Origin of the sequence: Massilia terrae (assembly GCF_024753145.1) — a bacterium.
GTDB classification, from domain to species: domain Bacteria; phylum Pseudomonadota; class Gammaproteobacteria; order Burkholderiales; family Burkholderiaceae_D; genus Telluria; species Telluria terrae.
Genome location: NZ_JANUGU010000004.1, coordinates 361597 through 385369 on the forward strand (window position 1 = coordinate 361597; position 23773 = coordinate 385369).

General features: G+C 63.0%; 19 protein-coding genes and 1 tRNA gene. 11 read left to right on the plus strand and 9 right to left on the minus strand.

The window, feature by feature from the left end; translation table 11 throughout:
- Nucleotides 1–5: 5 nt before the first annotated feature.
- The 3 genes from ubiU to NX778_RS14615 all read right to left on the minus strand — a co-directional run bounded on the left by ubiU (nt 6) and on the right by NX778_RS14615 (nt 3281).
- Complete coding sequence (ubiU, locus tag NX778_RS14605; protein ID WP_258812480.1) at nt 6–1049, minus strand: ubiquinone anaerobic biosynthesis protein UbiU; 1044 nt, start codon at nt 1047–1049, stop codon at nt 6–8.
- 125 nt (nt 1050–1174) lie between these two features.
- Complete coding sequence (locus tag NX778_RS14610; protein WP_258812481.1) at nt 1175–2116, minus strand: DUF2515 family protein; 942 nt, start codon at nt 2114–2116, stop codon at nt 1175–1177.
- A 109-nt stretch (nt 2117–2225) separates the two neighbouring features.
- Nucleotides 2226–3281 carry an aldose epimerase family protein gene (locus tag NX778_RS14615; RefSeq protein WP_258812482.1) on the minus strand — a complete coding sequence of 352 codons (1056 nt, stop codon included), beginning with the start codon at nt 3279–3281 and terminating at the stop codon, nt 2226–2228.
- Between the two features lie 146 nt (nt 3282–3427).
- Here NX778_RS14615 and NX778_RS14620 point away from each other — a divergent pair.
- Nucleotides 3428–3518 (plus strand) — tRNA-Ser (locus NX778_RS14620).
- Nucleotides 3519–3606: 88 nt separating this feature from the next.
- Here NX778_RS14620 and NX778_RS14625 read toward each other — a convergent pair.
- Entirely contained in the window at nt 3607–4416 is an 810-nt protein-coding gene (locus tag NX778_RS14625; protein WP_258812483.1) for an oxidoreductase, read from the minus strand.
- Between the two features lie 195 nt (nt 4417–4611).
- Between NX778_RS14625 and NX778_RS14630 the strand changes: the two genes are divergently transcribed.
- From NX778_RS14630 to NX778_RS14645, 4 genes are read left to right on the plus strand one after another with little or no spacing between them, the layout of a single operon-like run.
- Complete coding sequence (locus NX778_RS14630; protein ID WP_258812484.1) at nt 4612–5709, plus strand: efflux RND transporter periplasmic adaptor subunit; 1098 nt, start codon at nt 4612–4614, stop codon at nt 5707–5709.
- Nucleotides 5706–8804, plus strand: a complete 3099-nt coding sequence (locus NX778_RS14635; RefSeq protein ID WP_258812485.1) for an efflux RND transporter permease subunit — start codon at nt 5706–5708, stop codon at nt 8802–8804. The genes NX778_RS14630 and NX778_RS14635 overlap by 4 nt, the downstream gene beginning before the upstream one ends.
- Nucleotides 8801–10234: an efflux transporter outer membrane subunit gene (locus NX778_RS14640; protein ID WP_258812486.1), complete on the plus strand. Its 1434-nt coding sequence runs from the start codon at nt 8801–8803 to the stop codon at nt 10232–10234. Before NX778_RS14635 ends, NX778_RS14640 begins: the two co-directional genes overlap by 4 nt.
- Before the next feature lie 15 nt (nt 10235–10249).
- Nucleotides 10250–10855 carry a TetR/AcrR family transcriptional regulator gene (locus tag NX778_RS14645; protein ID WP_258812487.1) on the plus strand — a complete coding sequence of 202 codons (606 nt, stop codon included), beginning with the start codon at nt 10250–10252 and terminating at the stop codon, nt 10853–10855.
- 17 nt (nt 10856–10872) lie between these two features.
- Here NX778_RS14645 and NX778_RS14650 read toward each other — a convergent pair whose 3' ends face one another.
- The 3 genes from NX778_RS14650 to NX778_RS14660 form a co-directional block, all read right to left on the minus strand.
- The gene (locus tag NX778_RS14650) at nt 10873–12741 is read right to left on the minus strand and encodes a beta-N-acetylhexosaminidase (protein WP_258812488.1); all 1869 of its coding nucleotides are present in this window, start codon (nt 12739–12741) and stop codon (nt 10873–10875) included.
- Entirely contained in the window at nt 12741–13754 is a 1014-nt protein-coding gene (locus NX778_RS14655; RefSeq protein WP_258812489.1) for a LacI family DNA-binding transcriptional regulator, read from the minus strand. Before NX778_RS14655 ends, NX778_RS14650 begins: the two co-directional genes overlap by 1 nt.
- 118 nt (nt 13755–13872) lie before the next feature.
- Nucleotides 13873–16722: a TonB-dependent receptor plug domain-containing protein gene (locus tag NX778_RS14660; RefSeq protein ID WP_258812490.1), complete on the minus strand. Its 2850-nt coding sequence runs from the start codon at nt 16720–16722 to the stop codon at nt 13873–13875.
- Nucleotides 16723–17021: 299 nt separating this feature from the next.
- Between NX778_RS14660 and NX778_RS14665 the strand changes: the two genes are divergently transcribed.
- Together NX778_RS14665 and NX778_RS14670 are read left to right on the plus strand one after the other, a co-directional pair.
- On the plus strand, nt 17022–18401 hold the full coding sequence (locus tag NX778_RS14665; RefSeq protein ID WP_258812491.1) for an alpha-L-fucosidase: 1380 nt from the start codon (nt 17022–17024) through the stop codon (nt 18399–18401).
- A 41-nt stretch (nt 18402–18442) separates the two neighbouring features.
- Nucleotides 18443–18784 carry an L-rhamnose mutarotase gene (locus NX778_RS14670; RefSeq protein ID WP_258812492.1) on the plus strand — a complete coding sequence of 114 codons (342 nt, stop codon included), beginning with the start codon at nt 18443–18445 and terminating at the stop codon, nt 18782–18784.
- Here NX778_RS14670 and NX778_RS14675 read toward each other — a convergent pair.
- Nucleotides 18768–19700 (minus strand): LysR family transcriptional regulator, encoded by a 933-nt coding sequence (locus NX778_RS14675; protein ID WP_258812493.1) that lies wholly within the window; start codon nt 19698–19700, stop codon nt 18768–18770. The genes NX778_RS14670 and NX778_RS14675 overlap by 17 nt on opposite strands.
- A gap of 113 nt (nt 19701–19813) precedes the next feature.
- Between NX778_RS14675 and NX778_RS14680 the strand changes: the two genes are divergently transcribed.
- From NX778_RS14680 to NX778_RS14690, 3 genes are read left to right on the plus strand one after another with little or no spacing between them, the layout of a single operon-like run.
- Entirely contained in the window at nt 19814–20905 is a 1092-nt protein-coding gene (locus NX778_RS14680) for a porin (protein WP_258812494.1), read from the plus strand.
- A gap of 16 nt (nt 20906–20921) precedes the next feature.
- Nucleotides 20922–21713 carry a substrate-binding domain-containing protein gene (locus NX778_RS14685; protein ID WP_258812495.1) on the plus strand — a complete coding sequence of 264 codons (792 nt, stop codon included), beginning with the start codon at nt 20922–20924 and terminating at the stop codon, nt 21711–21713.
- Nucleotides 21714–21745: 32 nt separating this feature from the next.
- The gene (locus NX778_RS14690) at nt 21746–23110 is read left to right on the plus strand and encodes an MFS transporter (RefSeq protein WP_258812496.1); all 1365 of its coding nucleotides are present in this window, start codon (nt 21746–21748) and stop codon (nt 23108–23110) included.
- Here NX778_RS14690 and NX778_RS14695 read toward each other — a convergent pair.
- On the minus strand, nt 23083–23223 hold the full coding sequence (locus NX778_RS14695; protein WP_258812497.1) for a hypothetical protein: 141 nt from the start codon (nt 23221–23223) through the stop codon (nt 23083–23085). The two genes, NX778_RS14690 and NX778_RS14695, sit on opposite strands and share 28 nt — an antisense overlap.
- A 141-nt stretch (nt 23224–23364) precedes the next feature.
- Here NX778_RS14695 and NX778_RS14700 point away from each other — a divergent pair, with 141 nt between their 5' ends.
- Nucleotides 23365–23766 carry a hypothetical protein gene (locus NX778_RS14700; protein WP_258812498.1) on the plus strand — a complete coding sequence of 134 codons (402 nt, stop codon included), beginning with the start codon at nt 23365–23367 and terminating at the stop codon, nt 23764–23766.
- Nucleotides 23767–23773 lie beyond the last annotated feature (7 nt).

Sequence of the window (23773 nt, forward strand, 5' to 3'; positions counted from 1 at the left end):
GTCCCTCACTTCCACTTGCGATGATAGGCGCCGAGCGTATGCTGCTGGCCTTCCGCGACCGCATCCAGCGCCGCCATCCATGCCGGGCGCACCGAATAGCGTCCGCTCGGATCGCAAGCCGCGTCGATCGCGTCACGCCACACGCGCGTCACCTGAGCCACGTAGGCCGGGCTGCGCTGGCGGCCTTCGATCTTCACCGCGCGCACGCCCATCTGCAGCAGTTGCGGCAGCAGCTCCAGTGTATTCAGGCTGGTCGGCTCCTCGATCGCGTAATACTCCTCGCCCGCGACCTCGAAGCGGCCCTTGCACAGTGTCGGATAGCTGGCGCTCTCGCCCTCGGCGTAACGGTCGATCAGCACGCCGTTCAGGCGCGCCTCCAAGCCTTTGGGCCCTTCGAACCAGCGCACCGATTTCGCCGGCGAGCAGACACCGTGGGTGTTGGGCGATTCGCCGGTGCAGTAGGACGACAGCGAGCAGCGACCCTCCACCATCACGCACAGGCTGCCGAAGCCGAACACTTCGATCTCGACCGGCGTGTTGGCGATCAGCTGCTCGACCTGCGCCATCGACAGCACGCGCGGAAGCACAGCGCGCGCGATGCCGAACTTCTCATGATAGAAGTTGATCGCATCGTAGTTGGTGGCCGAGGCCTGGACCGACAGGTGCAGGCGCAGGTTCGGATGGTGCTTGGACGCGTAGGCCATCAAGGCAGGATCGGCCATGATCAGCGCGTCGATGCCGGCATCCGCCGCGCGGTCGACGGCGCTGCGCCACAGCGCCGTGTTGTCCGCTTGCGGATAGGTATTCAGCGCCAGCAGCACCTTGCGGCCGGCGTCGTGCGCGTAGCGGATGCCCTGCGCGATGGCTTTGTCGTCGAAATTCAGGCCGGCGAAATTTCGCGCGTTGGTTGCGTCGCGAAAGCCGAGGTAGACGCAATCGGCGCCATTATCGACCGCGCCCTTCAGCGCGGGCAAGCTGCCGGCCGGGCAAACCAGTTCGATCGGCTTGGATTTGCCCGGTTTGACGGGCGGGTGGACACTCGCATTCATCCTTCTTTGCTCACATGTGCTGCAGATGAAGAACTATACGAATTGTGGTACGCACGATGCCTTAAACCGGTTCAAGAAAACACACTAAGGCCGTAGTTCCCGCGGAGGCGGGGCCCCATGCTGAGCTACCTGTCCCGTGGCGCAATTACTCCTGCAGCCGCGATCTCGCTCAGCGCAACTTCCACCGCCGAGCGCTGCGTGCGCAGCAACCCATCGAACTGCGCCGCCGCGCGCGACACGAAATCCATCCGCTGGCCGACGTCGTACAAGTGCGCATCCGCCCGCGCCGAAAACACGGTGCTGTGCTCCGCGTCGAACGGCAGCTCGATCGGCATGAACGCCCCGGCCCTGCCTCCCGCCGCGGCGCCGATCTGGTTGGCGTCGAATGCCAGCCGCGTCTTCGGATCGTCGTAGATCACTCTCTGCAGCACATTGACCTGCTCGTGCCATGCGAGCTTGATCACGCTGTCGGCCACGCATCCCGCATCGACCAGCGCGAAGCCATCGCCTATTTCGCGGAACGGCTGCCCGAACGGCAGCACATCGCTGGCGACCGGCCAGCGCACGCGGTCCGCGGCCAGCGCACGCGCCTTGAGCGTGTCGCGCAATCGCTGCAGCCCGTATCGCGAATAGAAGCGGTGCAGCGGGTAGACATCGAGGAACACGGTAAGGTTGCCAAGCGAAAGCTGCCCGCGCAGGTAGCCCTCGCCCGTGCCGACCAGCGCCGGGATCATCACCTTGTACAGCCATTCGAAGCTGTCGGCGGTCTCGCTGCTGCCTATCCGCTGGCCGAGCGCGCGCATCGATCGCCCTGCCCGCGCCATGCCGCTTCCAACCTGGCTGGACGCGAACGAAGCCAACCCGGCCCACTGGAAGCGCGCGTCCCGCAGCCACAAGCTCGCATACGCGGCGCTGATGCGGCGGTTGCGCAGCGCCGGATCGTCGAGCAGCACGCCGCCCGGCGCAATCCACTCCTCGGCTTCGCGCTGGCAGGCCAGCCACGCTTCGACCGCGTCATCCGACAGCGCGTTAGCAGATGCTTGCAGGCTCGGTGAATCGTCCGGCATGGCCACCTCCTCGGTAGATTGACGGTGAGCACTGGTCCGTTGGACACAGGCGACAGACCGACTCTACCGAGCGTTGGCGGCTGCGGCGTTGAGGGCTGACAAATGCAGATCAGCGTCCCTTATCGACCGAAAAGCGGAAGCGCGATTCGGTTTCATACACCTCGCCGGGGCGCAGGATGGTGTTGGGAAAATCGGGATGATTCGGCGAATCCGGAAAATGCTCAGGCTCGATGCAAAAGCCGCTGCGATAGCCCCAGGCATGGCCCTTGCCGGAAAGCGAGCCATCGAGAAAATTGCCGCTGTAGAACTGCACACCCGGCTCCTGCGTGAACAGCTCCAGCACCCGGCCGGAGCGCGGATCGCACACATGCACCGCGCGCGTCATCGCCTTTCCAGCTGGCTTGTTGAGGACGAAGCAGTGGTCGTATCCCTTGCCGTTGCGCAGTTGCAGGTCTACCTCATCGATGCGGCTGCCAATGCGGCGTGCGGTTCGGAAATCGAACGGCGTGCCATCCACCACGGCCAGTCCGCCGGTCGGGATCGATTCGGCGTCGATTGGCACGAAGCGGTCCGCGTCGATGGTGAGCTCGTGGGCGAGGATGTCGCCCTCCCCGGCCAGGTTGAAATAGCTGTGCTGGGTCAGGTTGACCGGCGTGGCGCGGTCGGTGACGGCACGAAAGCGAACCACCAGCTCGTTCGAATCGTTCAGTTCGTACACAACCGTTGCTTCAAGATTGCCGGGATAGCCCTGCTCGCCGTCGTGGCTGTGGTAACTGAGCACCAATGTGTCGCCCATGAACCCGGCTTTCCACAAGACCTTGTCAAAGCCGAGGGCGCCGCCGTGCAGGTGGTTGCGGCCGTCGTTGGTGTCCAGCTGGACCGTTTCACCGTCCAGCTCGAAGCGCCCGCGCGCGATGCGGTTGCCGTAGCGCCCGATCAAGGCGCCGAAATACGGGCTCTTGCTGCGGTAATCGTCGAGGGTGTCGCATCCGAGCACCACATCGGCGACCTTGCCCTCGCGGTCGGGCGCATGGATCTCGGTCACGATGCCGCCGAAATCGATAATCTTGACCACCATGCCATTGGCGTTGGCGAGCGTGTACTGGACAACCTGTTCGCCACTCGGCAACTGGCCGTATGGCGCATGCGAAATACCGGTGCGCACGGGAGAGCTTTCGTCGGATTGAGGAGAAGCGATGCTAGCACGCAGGGCCAACCGGGCTCGCACGGACGCACGGGGCCGCATTGATGCTTGTACTGTCGAGAATCCTTGCTATAATATGCGGCTTCCGTGCAAGCGGAGACCCATCAGGAGAGATGGATGAGTGGTTTAAGTCGCACGCCTGGAAAGCGTGTATAGGTTCATAGCCTATCGGGGGTTCGAATCCCCCTCTCTCCGCCAAGCCTATCAGTTCCTTGCCCCATGCTGAGGAACACCAAGCAAAGAGCCGCCGATGAGCGGCTCTTGCTTTTTGCGCGACGCTCTTTCGTCATGCGTGGAGATTCAGCCCTTTTCGGATCGCGGTATCGACCGGCCGCGCAGGCAAGAAGCGACGCAGCTTGCTGAGTAAGGACGCCTGTCCTTTCGGCGTGCGCCGCATTGTCCACGGCTCCAGCGCTGCGGCGAGAATGGTTGAGGCCACGCTGTCCGGAGCCGGCGCCGAATTGACGTGATTGGCCACAGCGGCGGAAGCGGCATCGCGTTCGCTGTCGTAGGCACTAATCCTGGTCGCCACCTTCGGCGCATTGGCGTCAAAACTGGTCTTCGTGTAAGCCGGTTCGACCAGCACGACGCGCACGCCAAACTGACGCACTTCGTGGTCCAGGCTCTCCGACAGTCCCTCGACCGCGTGTTTCGACGCCGCATACAGACCCATGTACGGCGCCGGCAGGAAGCCCAGTACCGAACTGACATTGATGATCTTGCCGCTGCCCTGATCGCGCATGTGCGGGAGCACCGCTTGCGTCGTGCGCAACAGGCCGAGCACGTTTACGTCGAGCAAGGACTGGGCCTCGGCAATCGCCGTTTCCTCGACGGCGCCGACCAGCGACACGCCGGCATTATTGACGAGGACATCGATCCTCTGTTCACGCTCCATCACGACTTGAATGGCCCGCCTGACCGAATCCGCGTCGCGCACATCCATATCCAGCAAGGTGACGCCGGGAATCGGCGAAGCCAGCGCGCTCGCGCGGACGGTGCCGTACACCTTGGCGCCGTAAGCGGCGAATCTCTGGGCCGTCGCGCGACCGATACCGGTGGAAACGCCGGTGACAACAACAACAATTGGCTTGGCCATCTGGCCCTCCTTTAGAGTTTAGTTAAAATCCATTTATAGATTACGTTAAAACTCCAAACATGGCAACCGCTCACCGTGCATTGCCGCCTACCAAGAAGAGCTCTCGAAATAACTTGAATATTTTAGATTTCGTGTGTACTCTATTTTTAGAGTTCGTACAAAATCTAATTTTTCATCCATCCGGAAGGGTTCCTCATGAAAACCGCGCCTCCCAAGCTGCCGCAACTTGCCCCCCTGACGCTTACACTTGTGCTCGGACTGGCCGCATGCAGCCCTCCTGCGCCGCCGCCCGACCCGGTCGCCAAGGTCGCGTGGTTCACGGCGCAACCCGCCATTGGTGGCACGGCCAGCTTTACCGGCGTCGTCCATGCCCGGACTGAAAGCAATCTGGGCTTTCGTGTCGGCGGCAAGATCGTCGAACGCCTGGTCGATCCAGGCCAGACTGTCCACCCTGGCCAGCCGCTGATGCGCATCGACTCCAGCGATTACGAGTTGGCGCTGGCCGCAGCCCATGCCGCCGTCGATGCCGCGCAAGCACGCCAGTTGCAAGCCCAGGCGCAAGAAACACGGTCGCGCGGACTGCTGGCGAACGGGGCCACGTCGACCCAGTCGTACGAACAAGCCAAGGCGGCCGCTGATTCCGCCGTCGCCCAGACCAAGGCCGAACTGGCGCGGGCGCGCGAAACGGAACATCAACGCGATTACGCGATCCTGCGCGCCGATATGGAGGGCGTGGTCCTGGAAGTACCGAGCGACGTCGGCCAAGTGGTAGCGGCTGGCCAGACAGTAGTGAAGCTGGCGCGCCAGGGCGCGCGCGAAGCGGTGGTCTATTTGCCCGAACGGGACCTGTCCTACGCAAAGCGTCCGGCACACGCCACCTTGTACGGCGAACCGGACAAAAGCGCGCCGGCGACCCTGCGCGAACTGGCCGCCGTCGCCGATCCGCAGACGCGCACTTATCTGGCGCGCTATACCCTCGGAGGCAGCGCCGCCCAGGCGCCGCTGGGCGCGACGGTCACGATCCGCGTCGACGGAGCCGCAGTCCAGGGTGTGGATGTGCCCGTGAGCGCGATCACCGATCAAGGCCGCGGTCCCGGCGTCTGGGTCATCGACAACAAGACGTCCACGGTTCAGCTGCGTCCGGTGACGGTGGCTCAACTCGGGGAAGAGCAAGCGCGGCTTTCGCAGGGCCTGGCGAGCGGCGAACGTGCGGTCGCGCTCGGTGGCCATTTGTTGAAGCCCGGGCAGAAGGTCCAGCTCCTGGCGCCCGCCAAGACGGGAAGCGGATCATGAGCGGCTTTAATCTCTCGGCCTTCGGCGTGCGCGAACGGGCCATCACTTTATTCCTCATCATCGCCATCAGCTGTGCGGGCGTCTTCGCCTTCTTTCGGCTTGGACGGGCCGAAGATCCCAGCTTCGTCGTCAAAGTGATGACGGTGTCCGCCAGCTGGCCGGGCGCCACGGCCCAGGAAATGCAAGAGCAAGTGGCCGACCGCCTGGAGAAGCGCCTTCAGGAACTTGAAGCCTACGACCGCGTCGAGACCACGGCCCGGCCCGGGCTGGTTACGATGAAACTCTTCTTGAAGGACAATTCCAGCGCAAAAACGGTGCAGGACCAGTTCTACCAGGTGCGCAAGAAGCTGGGCGATGAAGCGATCAATTTGCCGCGCGGTGTCAATGGCCCCTTCATCAATGACGAATACTCGGACGTCTATTTCTCCCTGTTTTCGCTGTCAAGTAAAAACCTGCCGCAGCGCCAGCTGGTGCTGAAGGCGGAAGACATGCGCCAACGCTTGCTGCATGTGCCGGGCGTGCAAAAGGTGAATATCCTGGGCGAGCAGCCACAACGCATCTTCGTCGAGATTTCACACGAACGCCTGGCCACGCTGGGAATCAAGGCCCAGGCCGTGGTCGACGCGCTCGGCAAGCAAAACAATGTGACGTCGGCGGGTTTCGTGGAAACGCAGGGGCCCCGCGTCCAATTGCGGCTGGATGGCGCGATCGACGGCGTCGAGAGCGTCAAGGCGATTCCGATCGTGGGCGCCGACCGCACGATCAAATTGGGTGACATCGCCGAGGTCCGGCGCGGCTACGAAGACCCGGCCAGTTTCGCCATTCGCCAGCAGGGCGAAGCGTCGCTGGTGCTCGGTGTGGTCATGCAGCGTGGCTATAACGGCCTGCAGCTGGGACACGATCTCGGCGCAGCGCAAGAAGCGTTACGAGCAGAACTACCGCTCGGAATCGAATTGGAGCAGATCGCCGATCAGGCGAAAGCGATCAAGGCCGCGATCAACGAATTCATGATCAAGTTCGTCGTCGCGCTGGCCGTCGTCATTGCCGTCAGCCTGGTGACGCTGGGCTGGCGCGTGGGCATCGTGGTGGCCGCGGCGGTCCCGCTGACTTTGGGCGCAGTGTTTGTGATCATGCTGGTCACGGGGCGCGATTTTGATCGCATCACCCTCGGCGCCCTGATCTTATCGCTCGGTTTGCTGGTCGATGACGCGATTATCGCCATCGAAATGATGGTCGTGAAAATGGAAGAGGGATTGAACCGCGTCGCGGCAGCAACTTTCGCCTGGACCGCGACGGCGGCGCCGATGCTTTCCGGGACACTATTGACCATCATTGGCTTTCTGCCCGTCGGGTTCGCGCGCTCGACCGCCGGCGAATACGCGGGCAATATCTTCTGGGTGGTGGCCTTTGCATTGATTACGTCGTGGGTGGTGGCGGTCTGGTTCATTCCCTACATGGGGGTGAAAATGCTGCCGGATATCCCCGTCAAAGCCGGCGGCCACGACGCCATCTACAACACGCCCAACTATCGGCGTTTGCGGGATCTGGTGCGCTGGTGCGTCGACCACAAGCGTGTGACCGCCGCCATCACGATTGGCGTCTTCGCGCTGGCCGTGGTCGGCATGGGCGGTGTGCAAAAGCAGTTCTTCCCGAATTCCGAGCGGCCCGAACTGACTCTGGAAGTCAATCTGCCGCCGGGCAGTTCCTTCGCCGCAACCGACGCGGTCGTGCATCACATCGAAGAGGCGCTGCACAAGGAAAAGCAAGCCAGGATCGTGTCGAGCTATATCGGCCAGGGCACGCCGCGCTTCTTTTTGTCGATCAATCCCGAATTGCCCAACCCGGCCTTTGCCCAGATCATCGTGCTGACTGCCGGCCCGCACGAGCGTGACGTGTTGAAAGAGAAGATCCGCCACATGATCGCCGACGGGCGCTTCCCACAGGCGCGTGTTCGCGTCAGCCAATTCCTGTTTGGGCCGCCTGTGCCCTACCCTGTCCTGTTCCGGGTCGTCGGCCCCGATGTGGATCAGGTGCGCCGCATTGCTGAACAGGTGCGCGGCGTGATGGAGCAAAACCGCGACATGCGCGACGTCCACCTCGACTGGGGCAATCTGACGCCGTCCCTGCACCTGGCGCTGGACCAGGAACGCCTGCGCCAGGTCGGCTTGTCGCCGCGCGATGCCGCCAACCAATTGCAGGCGCTGCTCAACGGTATTCCGGCCACCCAGGTACGTGAAGGACTGCGCACCGTCGACGTGCTGATCCGCAGTCCGCGCGCAGAAGGCGCCGACCTGGCCAACTTCCGCGATCTGACCCTGACGACGGAAAGCGGCGCGAGCGTTCCGCTGTCTCAGCTGGCACATCTGGAAACGCGGATGGAAAGCGCGGTATTGAAACGCTATGACCGCGAAACCTATATTGCCGTCCAGGGCGATATCCGCGATGGAACCCAGCCGCCGGACGTGACCAAGGCCATCCTGCCCAAGCTCGCGCACATCAAGGCTGCGCTGCCGGCCGGCTATCGCATCGACACGGGCGGCGCAGTCGAAGAAAGCGCCAAGGCCAATCTCGCGCTGGCCAAGCTATTCCCCCTGATGATCATCCTGATGCTGGCGATCATCATGGCGCAAGTGCGTTCCTTCGCGACCATGTGGATGGTGTTCGCGACCGCGCCGCTGGGCCTGGTTGGAGCGGTGCCGACGCTGCTGATCTTCCACCAGCCGTTCGGCTTCAACGCGATTCTCGGCTTGATCGGCCTGGCCGGCATTTTGATGCGCAATACGCTGATCCTGGTCGACCAGATCCAGCACGACCTCGCCGCCGGATTGAGCCCCTACCAGGCGGTAATCGAGTCGACCGTGCGGCGTGCCCGGCCGGTGATCCTGACGGCGGCGGCCGCGATGCTGGCGTTCATCCCCCTGACCCATTCCAGCTTCTGGGGCCCGCTGGCGTACGTGCTGATTGGTGGCGTGGGTGTCGGGACGGTGCTGACCCTGCTGTTCCTGCCCGCCTTGTATGCCTTGTGGTTCAAAGTCAGCAAACAAGGCGCGGCGGCGGCGGAAGTGTTCGACATGGATTCCAAGGAGGCAGCATGAACTCAGTTAAACAAATTGGCCGCGCCTCGGTGCTGATGGCGTCGCTGCTCGCCGGTTGTTCGCTGGCGCCGGTCTATGAGCGCCCCGTGCTGCCCGTCGCCAAGGAATGGCCGGCCGGCCTGGCCGCACCGGCGCCGGCAGGCAAGGAGGCGACGCCGGCGCAGCAACTGCCCTGGCAAGCCTTCTTCCGGGATGAGCAGCTGAAGCAACTGATCGGCATGGCGCTGGAACACAATCGCGACCTGCGCGTGGCGACCTTGAACATCGAGCGCGCGCGGGCACTGTATGACGTGCAATCGGCTGATCGGGTGCCTAACCTGAACCTGGCCGTGGGTGGTGCGCGGCAGCAGGTGCCGGACGCGGTAGCGCCGGGTGGCAACGGTGGCCGCGCCTCCAGCTACTCCGCCGGCATCGGACTGACGGCGTTCGAGCTGGATCTGTTCGGCCGCGTGCGCAGCCTGTCGGACGCGGCGCTCCAACAATTTGCAGCGACCGAGGAAGCGCAGCGCGCCGCGCAGATCGGCCTGATCGCGCAGGTGGCCTTCAGCTACGAGTCCTTGGCCGCGGACGAGCAGCTCCTGGCGCTGAGCCAGCAGACTTTGCGCAACCGCGCTGCGGCCCATGAGCGCCAGATCCGTCTCCAGCTCAGCGGCGCCAGCTCGGAGTACGACCTGCGCCAATCGGAATCGCTGCTTGAGTCGGCCAAAGTCGCCGTGCTGCAGGCGCAGCGCCAACGCGCGCTCGATGAAAATGCGCTGGCCCTGTTGCTTGGCCACGCCTTGCCGCCCACGTCCGTGCCGGGTGCCGGCAAACGCTGGGATGGTGAAGCCATTGCGCCTTTGCCGGCAGGCCTGCCGTCGGACTTGCTGACGGCGCGGCCCGATATTCGTCAGCAGGAAGCACTCTTGCGTGCGGCGAACGCCAATATCGGTGCCGCGCGGGCGGCGTTTTTCCCGCGCATCAGCTTGACCAGCGCATTTGGCACCGCAAGCAACGCCCTGAGCGGCTTGTTCGCCGCCGGTAGCCGCGCCTGGACCTTCCAAGGGCAAGGAGTCCTGCCGATCTTCGATGGCGGGCGCAATCGCGCCAATCTGAAGGGTGCCGTCGCAGAGCGCGACATCGCCGTCGCCCAGTACGAAAAGACGGTCCAGTCGGCATTTCGCGAAGTGGCCGACGCTCTGGCTGGTCATGCGACGCTTGGGGAAGAGCTGCGCGCCGTGCGGGCGCAGGAACACGCCGAGCAGGTCCGGCATGACCTGGCCAAGCTGCGCTACGAAAGCGGAGAGGCGAGTTACCTCGAATACCTCGATGCCCAGCGCGCCTTGTTCGGCGCCCAGCAGCAGACCATCCGCACCGGTCTGGCCGAGCTGCAAAACCGCATCGGTCTGTACAAATCCCTGGGCGGCGGCTGGAGTACAATCGAACTCTAAACAGTGGAGCAGGCCGTGCGCAAATCAAAGATCGAAGCTGCCGAATCGCGGAAGCGTGTACTGGCGACCGCAAGCGACAAATTCCTGCGCGAGGGGATTAACGCGACGGGCATTTCCGACGTCATGGTTGCCGCAGGTTTGACACAGGGCGGCTTTTATCGCCATTTCCGCTCGAAGGAGCACCTGATCGCCGAAGCAAGTGCAGCAGCCTTCGACGACACCATGGCGGAATTCGAGCAAGCCGTATCGGGAAAAAGCCCGCGCGAGGCGATTGCGATTATCGTCCACCATTATTTGTTCCAGCTGCAGGCGGAGGATAACAATCGTCTGTGCCCGCTCTCCACCTTGAGCAGCGAGCTGCGCCATTCGAACGATGAGGTCAAGGCCGTCATCCTGAATGGCTATTCTCGCCTGGTCAAATTCCTTGCCTCGTTCATGATGCGGCTGGATGTCGACGATTACCTTGGCCTTGCCTCGTCGGTCGTTTCGATCATGGTAGGAGCGGTTTCCGTGTCTGCATTGGCAGTTGAAAAGGACGCTGCTAACAACATCTTGACCAATGCTGAAAAGACGATTGGCCAACTGATCGATAGCGCTGCGCGTCAGGCGCGTCCTGCCTGACGCAGACAGCGCCTTTTTTATTGCCCACTGCGGCCATCGTCTCCAAGCCTGAATGTAGCGCGGCTGGTCGGCCCAAGGCGGCCGTCGCCTAGCTCCACGCGTGCATTGACGATAACTGGCGCTGAGACATCCAGCGTTTTCGGGCCATCGTAGACGGTGGATTGCGCGGTCGGGGAAGTGCCATCGAGCGTATAGCGAATCTTCGCCCCGGGGATAGGCGTAGCCAGCACCAAAGATGCCTGCGCCTGCGACGTCACCACATCCGATTCCAGCCCCTCGACTTCGGGAATGCGGTAATGAACCCCAGCCTTGCCGAGGGCTACCAATTGCGGCCCAAGCCGTTTGACGAAACGGTCCCAATCACGCGCCGCCCGCGGCGCCCACAGCACATCTGCCACCGCCAGCGCACGTGGCCAGTATTTCGCCTCGACCTGGTCGATGCGCGGTAAATATTCAGTCCAGAGATTGGCCTGCCCGCCGAGAATATGTTTCGCTTGCTCCGGCGTCAGCGAGGCAGTGACAGGCTCGAACGCATACACCTTCTTTAGCGGCAGATAGCCGACCATGCAGTCCGGCTCCTCCGGCGGTTTGCCTTCACAATAGTCGAGATAGACATTGTCGGTCGGGGACATGATCACATCGTGGCCAAGCTGCGCGGCCTTGATGCCGCCAGCCATGCCACGCCACGACATCACCGTGGCGGTCGGCGAAGGGGCGCCGTCGAGAATCTCGTCCCAGCCGATAATCATGCGGCCGTGATCAGTAACGAACTGCTCCACCCGGCGCAGGAACCAACCCTGCAGTGCGTGTTCGTTCTTCAAGCCTTCGCGGCGAATGATGTCCTGGGCTAATGCACTCTGTTCCCATCGTATGGTCGGCGCCTCGTCGCCCCCAAGGTGGATGTAGGTTGAGGGGAACACTTCCATGACTTCGCTGAGCACGCCCATGACGAAATTGAAGGTAGCCTCGCTTGGACACAGGATATCGTCGGCAACGCCCCAGGTCGTGCGCACCTCGAACGGTCCCGGGGTGCAGCCAAGTTCCGGGTATGCAGCCAGCGCGGCGACCATATGTCCTGGCATGTCGATCTCCGGAATGACCGTGATGTGGCGCTGCTTCGCGTACTCGACGACCTCGCGTGCTTGTGCCTGGGTATAAAAACCGCCATACGGCTTGCCATCGCCGACGTAGGGGGACAACTTGCGCTCAAGCACGGTCTCCTTGCGCCAAGCACCCACGGTGGTCAATTTCGGGTAACCCTTAATCTCCAGGCGCCAGCCTTGGTCGTCCGTGAGGTGCCAGTGAAGGACATTGAACTTGTAGCGCGCCATCAGGTCGAGCTGGCGCTTGATGTCCTCTACCGGGATCATGTGCCTTGCCACATCGAGCATCAGCCCACGATAAGGAAAACGCGGCGCATCGGCAATGCGAACGGCTGGAATGGCACGGCCTTGCGAATCCGGCGGCACGAGCTGGCGCAGCGTCTGCAATCCATGGAACAAGCCATCCGCCGCCGGAGCCTTCAGCGAAATGCCGCTCTGGTCGATCTGCAGTTCGTATGATTCGGGGTTCGCCTGCGCATCCGCTACCAATGCGATCCGAACATCAGCCTGGCCTGGTGAATGCCCAAGAATCACCTTGCCATGCCACGCGTCCCGCAAGATACTCGCCGCGTCCGCACCGAGTTCCTTCAACTGTGCCTTGTCCGGGCCACTTAGACTGATGGCGGTTGTTGAATGCGGCAGGTAACTCCCAGGCAGTTCTTGCACCGAGGCCGGCATGGGCAGCAATGTATCGGCAGTTTTCCAGACGCTTTCTGCCGCGCAGGCAGGCGACGAAATCGCGATCGCCAACAGGATGGATATAAGTCGGGCTAACTTTCGCATCAAAATATTCTCATTGGGAGATCTGGCATATTGGTTTCGCTGCTTTCGCGCACAATCATCTTGACCGGCAGGGTTATCTGGGATGGGTTTTCGTGTGGTGGGTGGAGCAGCAATTCCACGCCCGTGCGTACCAATGCCTCTTTGTCGACGCGTACGGAGCTGAGCGGAGGAATCGCAGCCGCAGCCGCGGCGATGTCGTCGAAACCGACGACGGCGATATCAGACGGGATTTTCATGCCGATGTCCAGGCAATAATTCATGACCGCCAACGCTGTACTATCGTTGTGGCAAAAGACCGCATCGGCAGGCTGTTCCAGCTTGAGCAGTGTACGCATCGCTTCCGCCACGCCTTCGTCACCGTCGCCCATGGCAGGCAAGTTGATTTCGAGATCGGGATCGGCGAAAGCCTTGGCGTCGAACAGCGCCTGGCGAAAGCCGTGATTGCGTTGCTGGATACTGTAGTGGTCCAATGGGCCGGATAGCATAGCGATACGCTTGCGGCCGGAACGAAGCAAATGCTGCGTAGCGAGATAGCCGCCATGCAGGTTATCGGGATTGACCGAGGTAAAGCCGTGTCGATACATATCCACCAACACGGTTGGCTTACCAAGCTGCTGCAGTGCCGCTAACACCTCTGGCTCGAAAAAGCCGGCGCACAAGATGGCATCGGGCTGGTTCCGCCGAATTTGTGCCAGTGCCCGCTCCGCTGGGCCGACCACGACGAAGGACATAGCAATACCCTCGCGCCTGCAAATCTCTTCGGCTCCATGCAATACGGTCGGAAAGAAGGGATTGGATGCCAGCGTGTTGTGCTGGCTCTGCAGGAGAAATGCGATGCGCCGGACTCGCCCCTTTCTCAGTTGCGAAAAGTTATAGCCCAAGCTCAGCGCGGCCTCACGAACTGTATCGCGCGTCGCTTCGGTCATGCCCACCTGGTTCTTTAAGGCACGTGACACCGTGCCAGTCGACAGTCCGGTAATCACTGCAATATCGCGGAGAGTGACCTGGCTCATGGGTGCCGCTGCCTGGAGTTTTCATGGGAAGAGTTCATATCAGTCTGGCCCGCGCTCGTGGCGTGGTCAGCGGCCCCGGGCAAAGCGCCCAGGGCCGTGACCACGCGCTGAACCTACGTCAGTTGAACTTGACGCGGTAGTTCAAGAAAATTTCGCGGCCGACGTAGTCCGCACCGGCATTGGTCCGGATGAACTCGAACCCGCCCGCGTAATTTTCGATGTTGCCGACCCGGTTGGCCAGGTCGTTGACGGTCAGGGCGATCGAGCTCTTCTCGTCGATCGCATACCGCACCGACCCGTTGAAGGTCATCCACGGCCTGGTCTTGCCGCTAATGATCGAGCAATTCGCGTCGCCGGGCGACGGCCGGGTGCCGTCCGCGAGCGCTTCACATGAGCCATAGCCATCGACGCGGATTGCGCCGTAGCGAATGCCGAACAAGGTGGCATCCCATGGCCCCTTCTTCCAGTTCACAGAGCCGCGCATCTTGGTCTTCGGGTTGTTGTAGCTGTCGTCGATCAGCGGATCGCTGGCCAGCGTGCGCGAGTAGTGCCTCAGGTTGTACGTGACTTCAAGTCCGAACTTGAAGTCGCCCCAGCCATCGGTACGCTTGGCGTAGTTGATGCTGCTGTCGATGCCGCTCACGTACAGCTGGCTGCGATTGATCGGCCCGGAGTGAACGGCAATGATGTCCCCTTGGGCATTGCGTACGACGTTGGCAATCGCCTGGGAGCAATAGGCGGAGCCCGGCACGTGATCGAGGTAGGGGCTGCCGTCGACCGCCTTGCCGGTGCGGCAACCGGCCTCGTCGACGGCGATCGTGTGCCAGTCCACGTTGTCGATCGCGTTGTCGATGCCCATGCGCCAGTAGTCGACAGCCACGGTCAAGCCCTTGGCGTAAGGCACATCCCACGCCACGCCGTAGGTGTACGACTTGCCCGTTTCCGGCAGCAGGTTCGGGCCGCCTGCGGTATATACGTTGAAGAGCGTCGGCCGCCCATCCGCTTTACACCACGTGCTGCTGGTGCCACCGATAATGCACTTGTACGGATCGTCATAGATGCCGACCACGTTGATCGACGGGTTCTTGTACAAGGCCACCATGTCCGGCGCATGGAAGTTGGTCCCGTAGGTACCGCGCAGCAGCAGGCCCTGGACCGGACGGAACTCCAGCTTGGCACCCCAGGTGCGCGCGGTGTTGCTGCCGACGTCGCTCTTGTAGTGGTCCAGGCGACCGGCGATCGACGCGGTCAGGGTCTTGAGCAGGGGAATGCGGAATTCCGTCGCCGCCGAATAGCGGTTGCGGTCGCCGCCGCCCGTGTTGTAGTCGCCGAATGGATCGAGGAAGGAATTGTCGTTGCCCCGTGGGTCCGGGTGCAGGGCCCAGTGCTGCCTGTTCGCTTCGACCAGGCCGGCGAAACCGATCGGACCGGCCCAGCCGTTGATCAGGTCGCCGGTCAGACTGAGCTGCCCCTGGGTCATTGCCGAATTCGAATTGTTGTTGCCGTTGACGCCTGCTGCCGCCGCATACTGGGCTGGCGTGGTTGGCTTCCAGAAGTTGGTCGAGTCGTACACCGGGTAGTTGGTGCCATTGACTGCCATCGTTCCCTGCTGCGGACCAAAGAACAGGTTGAACATGCCCAGTTCGTTCGACGCCGTGTAGTCCTCGTGCACGGCATAGGTCGAACGGCCAAAGCTGGCGTCCCAGTCGAAGCGGCCCAGCGTTCCCTTCAAGCCAAGACGGAAGTCGACGTTCTGTTCCTTGTCGTAGGTATTACCGTAGCCACCGAGCTCGGAAGGGGTCAGCTGGCGGTAGAAGCTCCTGATGAGCTGGCCGGTGGACTTGTCGTACAAGACCCGCGAATCGAAGTGGTACAGGCCAGGCAGTTGGGTGTTGCTGGTGCCGACGGTGTGCCAGACGCCAAGGGAGCCGTAGGCCTCCAGGTTATTGCTGAACTGGTAGGAACCATAGATGTAGCCGTTGGTGTCGTCGCGTCCCGGGGTCAGCACCCAGTCCGTGAACGCGCTCTGCCCGCAGTATTGGCCGTTGGGGCCGTTCACCACGCGGAACCTGCCGTTGAATGCACCCTGCACACAGGCGCCATTCGGCGGCGTGATGAAATTGCCTGAGATGTCCGTCAAACGCGCCCCCGGCATCACCTGATAGCCGTACTTGCGAGCAGTGGTATTCCAGGTACCATAGCCGGCGTCCGACTCGTCTACCGTCCACGGGCGATCGCGGCCCCACAGTGGGCTGCGGTGTGTCTTTTGTATATTGTAAACAACGCTCCAATTGTTACCGCTGTTGCCACCGAGGAAATTTAGGTCGCCAAACTTGCGGCCGCCGCGTGTCGCCTCGCCTGCTGTGGCGTCCAGCTGAAAGCCCTGGAAATTGTGCTTGAGGATGACGTTGATGACGCCGGAGATCGCGTCGGAGCCATAAATGGCGGACGCGCCGGTCGCGAGGATTTCCACCCGATCGATCATGCCGGTCGGGATGTTATTGAGGTTCTGGAAGCTGCGGCTGCCGCCAGCCGGCTGCGGGTAGTCATCGATACGGTGGCCGTCGACCAGGATCAGCGTGCGGTTGGAGCCCAGGCCGCGTAAATCGGCTTGGCGCGCGTTGACCGAGGTGCTGCCCCAGGACGGCGGCGATTCGGTTGGAAACGACTGCGTGAGCGAGCCGATCAGCTCGAACACCGTCGTGAAACCCTGGGACTTGATCTGCTCGGCGTTGAGGACGGTGACCGGCGCCGGTCCCTGGAGGTCCGTGCTGGCGATGCGCGAACCCGTCACCACGACCTTTTCGACTCCCTCCGCCTTCCCGGAGTCCAAGGTCTGCGCCTGAACGGCGCCCATGCCAAAGATAGCCATGCTCATCGCCGCAGCGAGCGGCGTCAGCGACCAGCGCGCGTGCTGCCGTACAGCGAAGCGGTCCTGCCGCGAACCCGGATGTTTACCAAACGTCATGTATGTATGTCTCCTGATTGAGCCCTACAGGGCATTATTTTTGAGGCAACCGGTGCGCGTCATGGTGCGACCGGTGCCTCCCCTATCTGCAACTTGAAGTCCGCTGGTACTCTATTTATAATGAACCGGCAATATGAGAACTTCAACAAGCTTTAGGATTTACCCAGCAAGTTTCGTTTGATTAGTAAACAACGTTGCGTCGGAATTACCACAACTCGTCTTCTTGACTGAGCGGGTTAATTCAGACTCAATGTTTCCATTTATCAATTTATTGACGCCGACTATCGATGAAAACATTCATGCTCCGCCGCCTGCCTCAAGCGCTGGCACTGAAACTGGCCCTCGCGCCGCTTGCCCTTGCCGCCGCCGCAGAACCGCCCGCGCCGGCCGTTACCGTGGCTGCCGCCGAGACGCCGGCGCAAAAGGCCGCCCGGATGCAATGGTTTGCGGATGCCAAGTTCGGCGTGTTCATCCATTGGGGCATCTACGCCGTCGACGGCATCGACGAATCGTGGTCCTTCTTCAACGGGAAGATCTCGCACGCCGACTACCTGAAGCAGCTGCGCGGTTTCACCGCCGACAAGTACGATCCGCAGGCCTGGGCCGACCTGATCCGTCGCAGCGGCGCACGTTACGCGGTGCTGACCACCCGGCACCACGACGGCGTGGCGCTGTGGGACAGCCGGCAGGGCCTGAATGTCGTGCGCGATAGCCCGGCCAAACGCGATCTGGTCGGGCCGTTCGTCGACGGGCTGCGCCGCGACGGGCTGAAAGTCGGCCTGTACTACTCGCTGCCCGACTGGTCGTACGCCGACTACGACGTGCACACCCGCACGCAGAAGCGCTACGACGTGCAGGCCGACCCGGCGCGCTGGCAGCGCTACGTGTCGTACTACCAAGGGCAGCTTGCCGACCTGCAGCAGCGCTACAACCCCGATCTGCTGTGGTTCGACGGCGACTGGGAGCACGACGCGGCGCAGTGGCGCTCCGCCGACACGCGGCGGCAGCTGCTCGCGCACAAGTCCGGTGTCATCATCAACTCGCGCCTGAACAACTACGGCGACTACGCGACGCCGGAGCACGGCCTGCCAGTGCTGCGGCCAAGCGCGCCGTACTGGGAGCTGTGCATGACGATGAACCGCTCGTGGGGCTACCAGCCGCACGACGACGAGTACAAGAGCACGCAACAACTGATCCAGATCCTGTCCCAGACCGCAGCCATGGGCGGCAACCTGTTGCTGGACATCGGCCCGCGCGCCGATGGCAGCATCGACCCGCGCCAGGTCGAGCGGCTCGAAGGCATCGGCCGCTGGACCACCAAGCATGCCGAAGCGATCTACGGCACGGTCGCCGGGCTGCCTCTGGAACATTACGGCGGCGGCAGCACCTTGTCGAAAGACGGCCGCACACTCTACCTGTTCGTGCACGGCAAACCGAGCGGCGACCTGCTGGTCAAGGGGCTGTCCAACCGCGTGCTGCGCGCTCGCGTCGTCGGCAGCAACGCAACGGCGCAAGTGCGCGTGCTGGACAAGTTCGACTGGAGCCCCTACCCCGGCCTGCTGTTCGTGACGGTGCCGCAGGACGCGCTCGACACGGACCTCACCGTCGTTGCGCTGGAACTCGACGGCCCCGCCAAGCCGTACCACGAAGAATCCAAGCCGATCGAGAGCAACGGCTGAACGACACGCCATCCCTCAAACTCACCCTACTCTCTGCCGATATGCTCCATTGCCTTGCACTTGACCTGAAAGATGACCCCGCGCTCATCGCGGAATACGAGGCCCACCACCGCGCGGTGTGGCCCGAGGTGCTCGCGCACCTGCGTGCGCACGGCGTACTCAAGCTCGATATCTTCCGCCTCGGCACCCGCATGGTGATGTTGATGGAGACCGACGACGCCGTGTTTGACCCCGCCCGCATGGCCGCGGCCGAGCACGAGGATCCGCGCATCGCCGCCTGGGAGGCCCTGATGTGGCGCTTCCAGGCGCCGACGCCGTTCACGCCCGAGGGTCAGAAATGGACACCGATGCAGCAGATATTCCACCTTAGCGACGAGAGCTGACCCGCGATCTCGCTGGCGAGCGCTTCACCAGCGATTCACTGAGCATCTCGAACAAGGTCCTCGCCGCCGGCGCCATGCTGTGATTGCGCTTGGTGATCAATCCAAGCGTCCGGTTGATCTGCGGGTTCACCAGCGGCACGCCGACGATGCCATCCTGCCGGCCCGGCAGCACCGACAGGCCGGGCACCGCGGCCACGCCCATGCCCGCCTCCACCAGCGCCAGCACACCGGACACGTGGTTCACCTCACAAAGGATCAGGGGGTGCTTCTCGATTCCAGCCAGCGCGGCGTCGATGACGCTGCGGTTGCCGCTCGACTTGGCCACCGAGATATAGCGCTCGCCGACCGTGTCCTTCCAGCTCAGCTTCTTTCGCTTCGCCAGCCGATGATCGTGCCGCATCGCGAGCACGTAGTTCTCCACAAAGATCGGTTCGAACACGATCTCCGGGTTTTCCGCGCCGGTGAAGTTGATCCCGAAGTCCGCCTCTCCCGCCAGCACCAGGTTCAGCACGTCCTGGGCGCTCTCGTCATGGACGCGCACGCGGATGCGCGGAAAGCGCTCGCTGAAACGCGTCAGCACATCCGGCAGGAAGTGCCACACCGCTGACGGAACACAGGCAAACGTGACCGTGCCGGTGCGATGCGCCGCGAGGTCGGCCACGCCGAGCACCGCGTCTTCCAGGCTGTCGAGCGCAGTGCGCACATTCACCAGGAAGGTCTGGCCCACGTTGGTCAGCTGCACGTGGCGCGTGGTGCGTTCGAACAGCCTGACGCCTAAAGCCTCCTCCAGCTTTTCGATGCGCCGGCTGAGCGCGGATTGCGACAGGAACAGGTCGGCCGCCGCCTGCCGGAAACTGGCGCGTTCGGCGACGGCGATGAAAGCCTGCAGGTCGTGGATGTCGTAATTGATGCGCATGACGCAATAATACGCTGGAAAAATGCAGTTATCAAATCAAGCCTTCTGGTGGATCATTCAGCCAATCCCACATCAGCCTCGCCAAGAAGGCCCAACACCCACCAGGAGACAACGTGCGCCACACATGCGCCCTCACTGCATTGCTCGTTTCGAGCACAAGCTGCTTCGCCCAGGCCAGCGTGGACCTGTACGGCATCGTCGATGCCGGGCTGCGATCCACCAGCGGGCTTGGTGCCAGCAATGCCCCCATCCCGTCCGGCACCAATTTCGCCGTCAACAGCGGCATCGACAACACCAGCCGCTGGGGCATCAAGGGCCAGGAATCGCTGGGCGACGGATGGAAGGCACTGATCCGCCTCGAAGGCGGCATCAATGTCGATACCGGCGCCGCGGCCAAAAGCGACCGCCTGTTCGACCGCCAGGCCTCGGTCGGCCTCGATTCGCCGTACGGCTCGCTGCTCGCGGGACGCCAGCCCAACCTGCTGTCCGACGCCCTCATCCCGGTCGACCCGCTCGGCAAGCGCTACGCGAGCTTCAACCCGAACATCAACGTGGCGGGCCTGAGCAACACGGCCTTCGGCACGCACGCATTCGGACGCCAGTATGGCCCCAGCGGCTACTCGGATAATTTCTACCGCCTCGACAACACGGTCAAGTACACCGCGAACGCCGGCCCGTGGCAGGCGCGCGCCGCGTATTCGTTTGGCGAAGTGCCGGGCGACTCGGCTGCATCGTCGAGCCACGGCGCAGCCCTCGCCTATCAAGGACAAAACTGGGTCGTGTCCGGCGCCACGATGCAGTTCCGCAGCCGCGACGACCTGCCGCTGGACGCCTGGACTCTCGGCGCGGCGGTCCGCCTGGACGCATGGCAGTTCAAGGCCAACGTCGCGCGCAACGAGGCCGATACGGGCCCTGGCAAGACCGTGCACCAGCGCGTGTTCTCCGCGGGTGTCAGCCGCCCGGTGGGACACGGCCTGCTCGTCACCACCGCCTTGTACAGCGTCCGCCGCGAAGCCACGGGCTTTCGCGACGACGGCTTCGAGCGCGGCTTCCTGTTCGTCGAAAAGTCGCTGTCCCCACGCACCACCGCGTATGTCGAAGGCGACTACACGGTCTGGCGCGGCGACGCTGCGGGCATGACCGCTTCCCGCGCCAACGACCGCCACGGCACGGGCCTGACGCTCGGCCTCCTGCAAAAGTTTTAAAGACAAAGAGGACTGTATGCGACCACATCACCTGAAGAACAAGGCACTGGCAACGCTCGCCGCACTCGCACTCGGCGCCGCCGCATCGGCCCACGCCACCGACATCCGCGTGGTGAGCTCCGGCGGCTTCGCCCAGGCCTACAAAGACTTGTCGGGCCCATTTGAACACGCCAGCGGCGACCACCTGATCTCCGAGTGGGGCCCGTCGATGGGCACGACCAAGAACGCAATCCCGGCGCGCCTCGCTCGTGGCGAACAGATCGACGTCGTCATCATGGTGGGCGACGCGCTCGACAAGCTGATGGCCGAGGGCCGCCTGGAACCGGGCAGCAAGGTGGTCCTCGCCAACTCGCCCATCGCATGCGCGGTCAGGCAAGGCGCCGCGAAGCCGGACATCCACACCGTCGACGGCCTGCGCCAGGCCTTCCTGCACGCTTCCCGCGTGGCCTATTCGGACAGCGCAAGCGGCGAATACATCAAGGGCCAGCTGCTGGAAAAGCTCGGCATCAAACAGCAGATGGAAGGCCGGGCGGCGCAGATTCCCGCCACGCCGGTCGGCGAGATCATCGCGCACGGCGAAGCCGATTTCGGCTGCCAGCAGCGCAGCGAACTGAAACCGGTGCAAGGCATCGACATCGTCGGCCTGCTGCCGCAGGAAGTGCAGCTCCAGACGCAGTTTTCCGGCGCCGTGGTGCGCGGTTCCGGCCATCCGGAAGCCGCGCGCGCACTGCTGCGCTTCCTGGCGTCGCCGGCCAACGCCGGGGCAATCGAGAACACCGGGCTGGCGCCGGCAGCGGCGCTGCACTGAACACCATCGTCGGTCTTTACTGAGAGGTCATCATGACAAGCCACTCCGCCGCACAGGCGAACCGTAAGCCGTCCAGGCTCGGTACCGTCGTCAAGGTCACGAGCGGGAACTTCATCGAAATGTATGATTTTTTCCTGTTCGGCTTCTACGCGCACCAGATCGCCGCTGCGTTCTTTCCGGCGTCGAGCGAATACGCCGCGCTGATGATGACCTTCGCCACCTTTGGCGCAGGCTTCTTCATGCGTCCGCTGGGCGCGATATTCCTGGGCAGCTATGTCGACCGTATCGGCCGCCGCAAGGGGCTCGTGCTCACGCTGGGGATCATGGCGTCGGGGACCGCGCTGATCGCATTCGTCCCGGGCTATGCGACCATCGGCATGCTGGCACCAGTGCTGGTGCTGATCGGGCGCCTGCTGCAGGGCTTCTCGGCCGGGGTGGAACTGGGCGGGGTTTCGGTCTACCTGTCCGAGATGGCGACTCCGGGGAACAAGGGCTTCTACGTGAGCTGGCAATCGGCCAGCCAGCAGGTCGCCGTCATCTTCTCCGCGGCGCTGGGCTATGCACTCAACCACGCCATGCCCAAGGAAGCGATCGCCGACTGGGGCTGGCGCATCCCGTTCTTCATCGGCTGCTCGATCATCCCGGTGGTGTTCTACATCCGCCGCTCGCTGCAAGAGACGGAGGCTTACCTGGCGCAGAAAACGCATCCGACCTTTCGCCAGATGATGCGCACGGTCGCCTTGAACTGGCCCCTCGTCGCGGTCGGCGCCATGCTGGTGGTGATGACGACGGTCGCGTTCTACCTGATCACGGTGTACACGCCTACATTCGGCAAGAGCGTCCTCAAGCTGAGCACCGAGGAGAGCCTGCTGGTGACGCTGTGCGTCGGGGTGTCGAACTTTATCTGGCTGCCCGTGATGGGTGCGGTCTCGGACCGCATCGGGCGCTGGCCCGTGATGGCCGCCTGTTCGGCGCTGGCGGCGATCACCGCCTATCCAGCGTTATCGTGGCTGATCGCGAACCCGAGCTTCGGCCACATGGTGCTGATCGAACTGTGGTTGTCTTTCCTGTACGGGAGCTACAACGGCGCCACCATCGTCGCGCTGACGGAGATTATTCCGGTCCAGGTGCGCACGACGGGATTCTCGCTGGCCTACAGCCTCGCGACCGCGCTGTTCGGCGGGATGACGCCGCTGCTGTCCACGTGGCTTATCGAAACTACCGGCGACAAGGCGGCGCCGGGTTACTGGATGGCGGCGGCGGGCGCGGTGAGCCTCATCGCCACCTTCCTCGTCTACCGCGGCATCGTCAGGGAGCGGCTAGCCGCGCCGCAGCCGGTGGAAAGGAGCGCGGCGGTTTGCACCGGTGCTCAGAGCGGCAACGCCCCGTCGATGTAAGGCGCACCGGCCAGTTCGAAGGCGCGGCGGACTTTTGCCAGGAATGCACGCACCAGACCGGTCGACGTACCGGCGGAATGCGGGCGGTAAGCAGAGATAGTGGTAGTGTTCATGGCTTTCCTTTTTGCCGTTGCGATGATGACGATTTAAAGGATAAAGCCGCGTCGCGAAGAGATCCAATCACGTTTTCATATCCGGGCCATCAAGAAAAAGCATGTGCCGCCCGCAAGCGGAAAGCGCGGCATAATGGCTCCATGAAAACCGATAAGAAATTGGACTTCGAAGAACTGATGCAGCTGGCGCGGGAGTCGGCGGAGGTCACCCGCAGCTGCTCCTGCGCCGCTGAATCCTTCCGCGAGTGGACGCGCATCCCGGTCTCGTTCCCGAACCAGCAGATGCGCGTCGCCGGCACGCTGCTCGACGATCCCTACACCGAAGCGACCTACGCCGAGTGTCACCCGAACGGGACGAACTACTGGTCCGTGGACGCCCCCATCGCCCTGCGCCACTTCCCCTACAACCGCTGCAGTCTCCTCCAGTGCACGGTCTGCGGCCGCTGCTACCTCAGCTACGTCGAAGCCGGCGGCTACTACGTCGAGCCGCGGATCCGTGAGCTCGATCCGCGCTTGATCGTCGACGCCGAGTGCGACAGCTGATGCGAGC

Excerpts from the sequence above, each read along its gene's own strand:
- NX778_RS14700 (WP_258812498.1), top strand. The coding sequence starts at position 23,365 with ATGAAAACCGATAAGAAATTGGACTTCGAAGAACTGATGCAGCTGGCG.
- NX778_RS14685 (WP_258812495.1), top strand. The coding sequence starts at position 20,922 with ATGCGACCACATCACCTGAAGAACAAGGCACTGGCAACGCTCGCCGCA.
- NX778_RS14690 (WP_258812496.1), top strand. The coding sequence starts at position 21,746 with ATGACAAGCCACTCCGCCGCACAGGCGAACCGTAAGCCGTCCAGGCTC.
- NX778_RS14675 (WP_258812493.1), bottom strand. The coding sequence starts at position 19,700 with ATGCGCATCAATTACGACATCCACGACCTGCAGGCTTTCATCGCCGTC.
- NX778_RS14625 (WP_258812483.1), bottom strand. The coding sequence starts at position 4,416 with ATGGCCAAGCCAATTGTTGTTGTTGTCACCGGCGTTTCCACCGGTATC.
- NX778_RS14635 (WP_258812485.1), top strand. The coding sequence starts at position 5,706 with ATGAGCGGCTTTAATCTCTCGGCCTTCGGCGTGCGCGAACGGGCCATC.
- NX778_RS14665 (WP_258812491.1), top strand. The coding sequence starts at position 17,022 with ATGCTCCGCCGCCTGCCTCAAGCGCTGGCACTGAAACTGGCCCTCGCG.
- NX778_RS14695 (WP_258812497.1), bottom strand. The coding sequence starts at position 23,223 with ATGAACACTACCACTATCTCTGCTTACCGCCCGCATTCCGCCGGTACG.
- NX778_RS14640 (WP_258812486.1), top strand. The coding sequence starts at position 8,801 with ATGAACTCAGTTAAACAAATTGGCCGCGCCTCGGTGCTGATGGCGTCG.
- NX778_RS14610 (WP_258812481.1), bottom strand. The coding sequence starts at position 2,116 with ATGCCGGACGATTCACCGAGCCTGCAAGCATCTGCTAACGCGCTGTCG.
- NX778_RS14655 (WP_258812489.1), bottom strand. The coding sequence starts at position 13,754 with ATGAGCCAGGTCACTCTCCGCGATATTGCAGTGATTACCGGACTGTCG.
- NX778_RS14650 (WP_258812488.1), bottom strand. The coding sequence starts at position 12,741 with ATGCGAAAGTTAGCCCGACTTATATCCATCCTGTTGGCGATCGCGATT.
- ubiU (WP_258812480.1), bottom strand. The coding sequence starts at position 1,049 with ATGAATGCGAGTGTCCACCCGCCCGTCAAACCGGGCAAATCCAAGCCG.
- NX778_RS14630 (WP_258812484.1), top strand. The coding sequence starts at position 4,612 with ATGAAAACCGCGCCTCCCAAGCTGCCGCAACTTGCCCCCCTGACGCTT.
- NX778_RS14670 (WP_258812492.1), top strand. The coding sequence starts at position 18,443 with ATGCTCCATTGCCTTGCACTTGACCTGAAAGATGACCCCGCGCTCATC.
- NX778_RS14660 (WP_258812490.1), bottom strand. The coding sequence starts at position 16,722 with ATGACGTTTGGTAAACATCCGGGTTCGCGGCAGGACCGCTTCGCTGTA.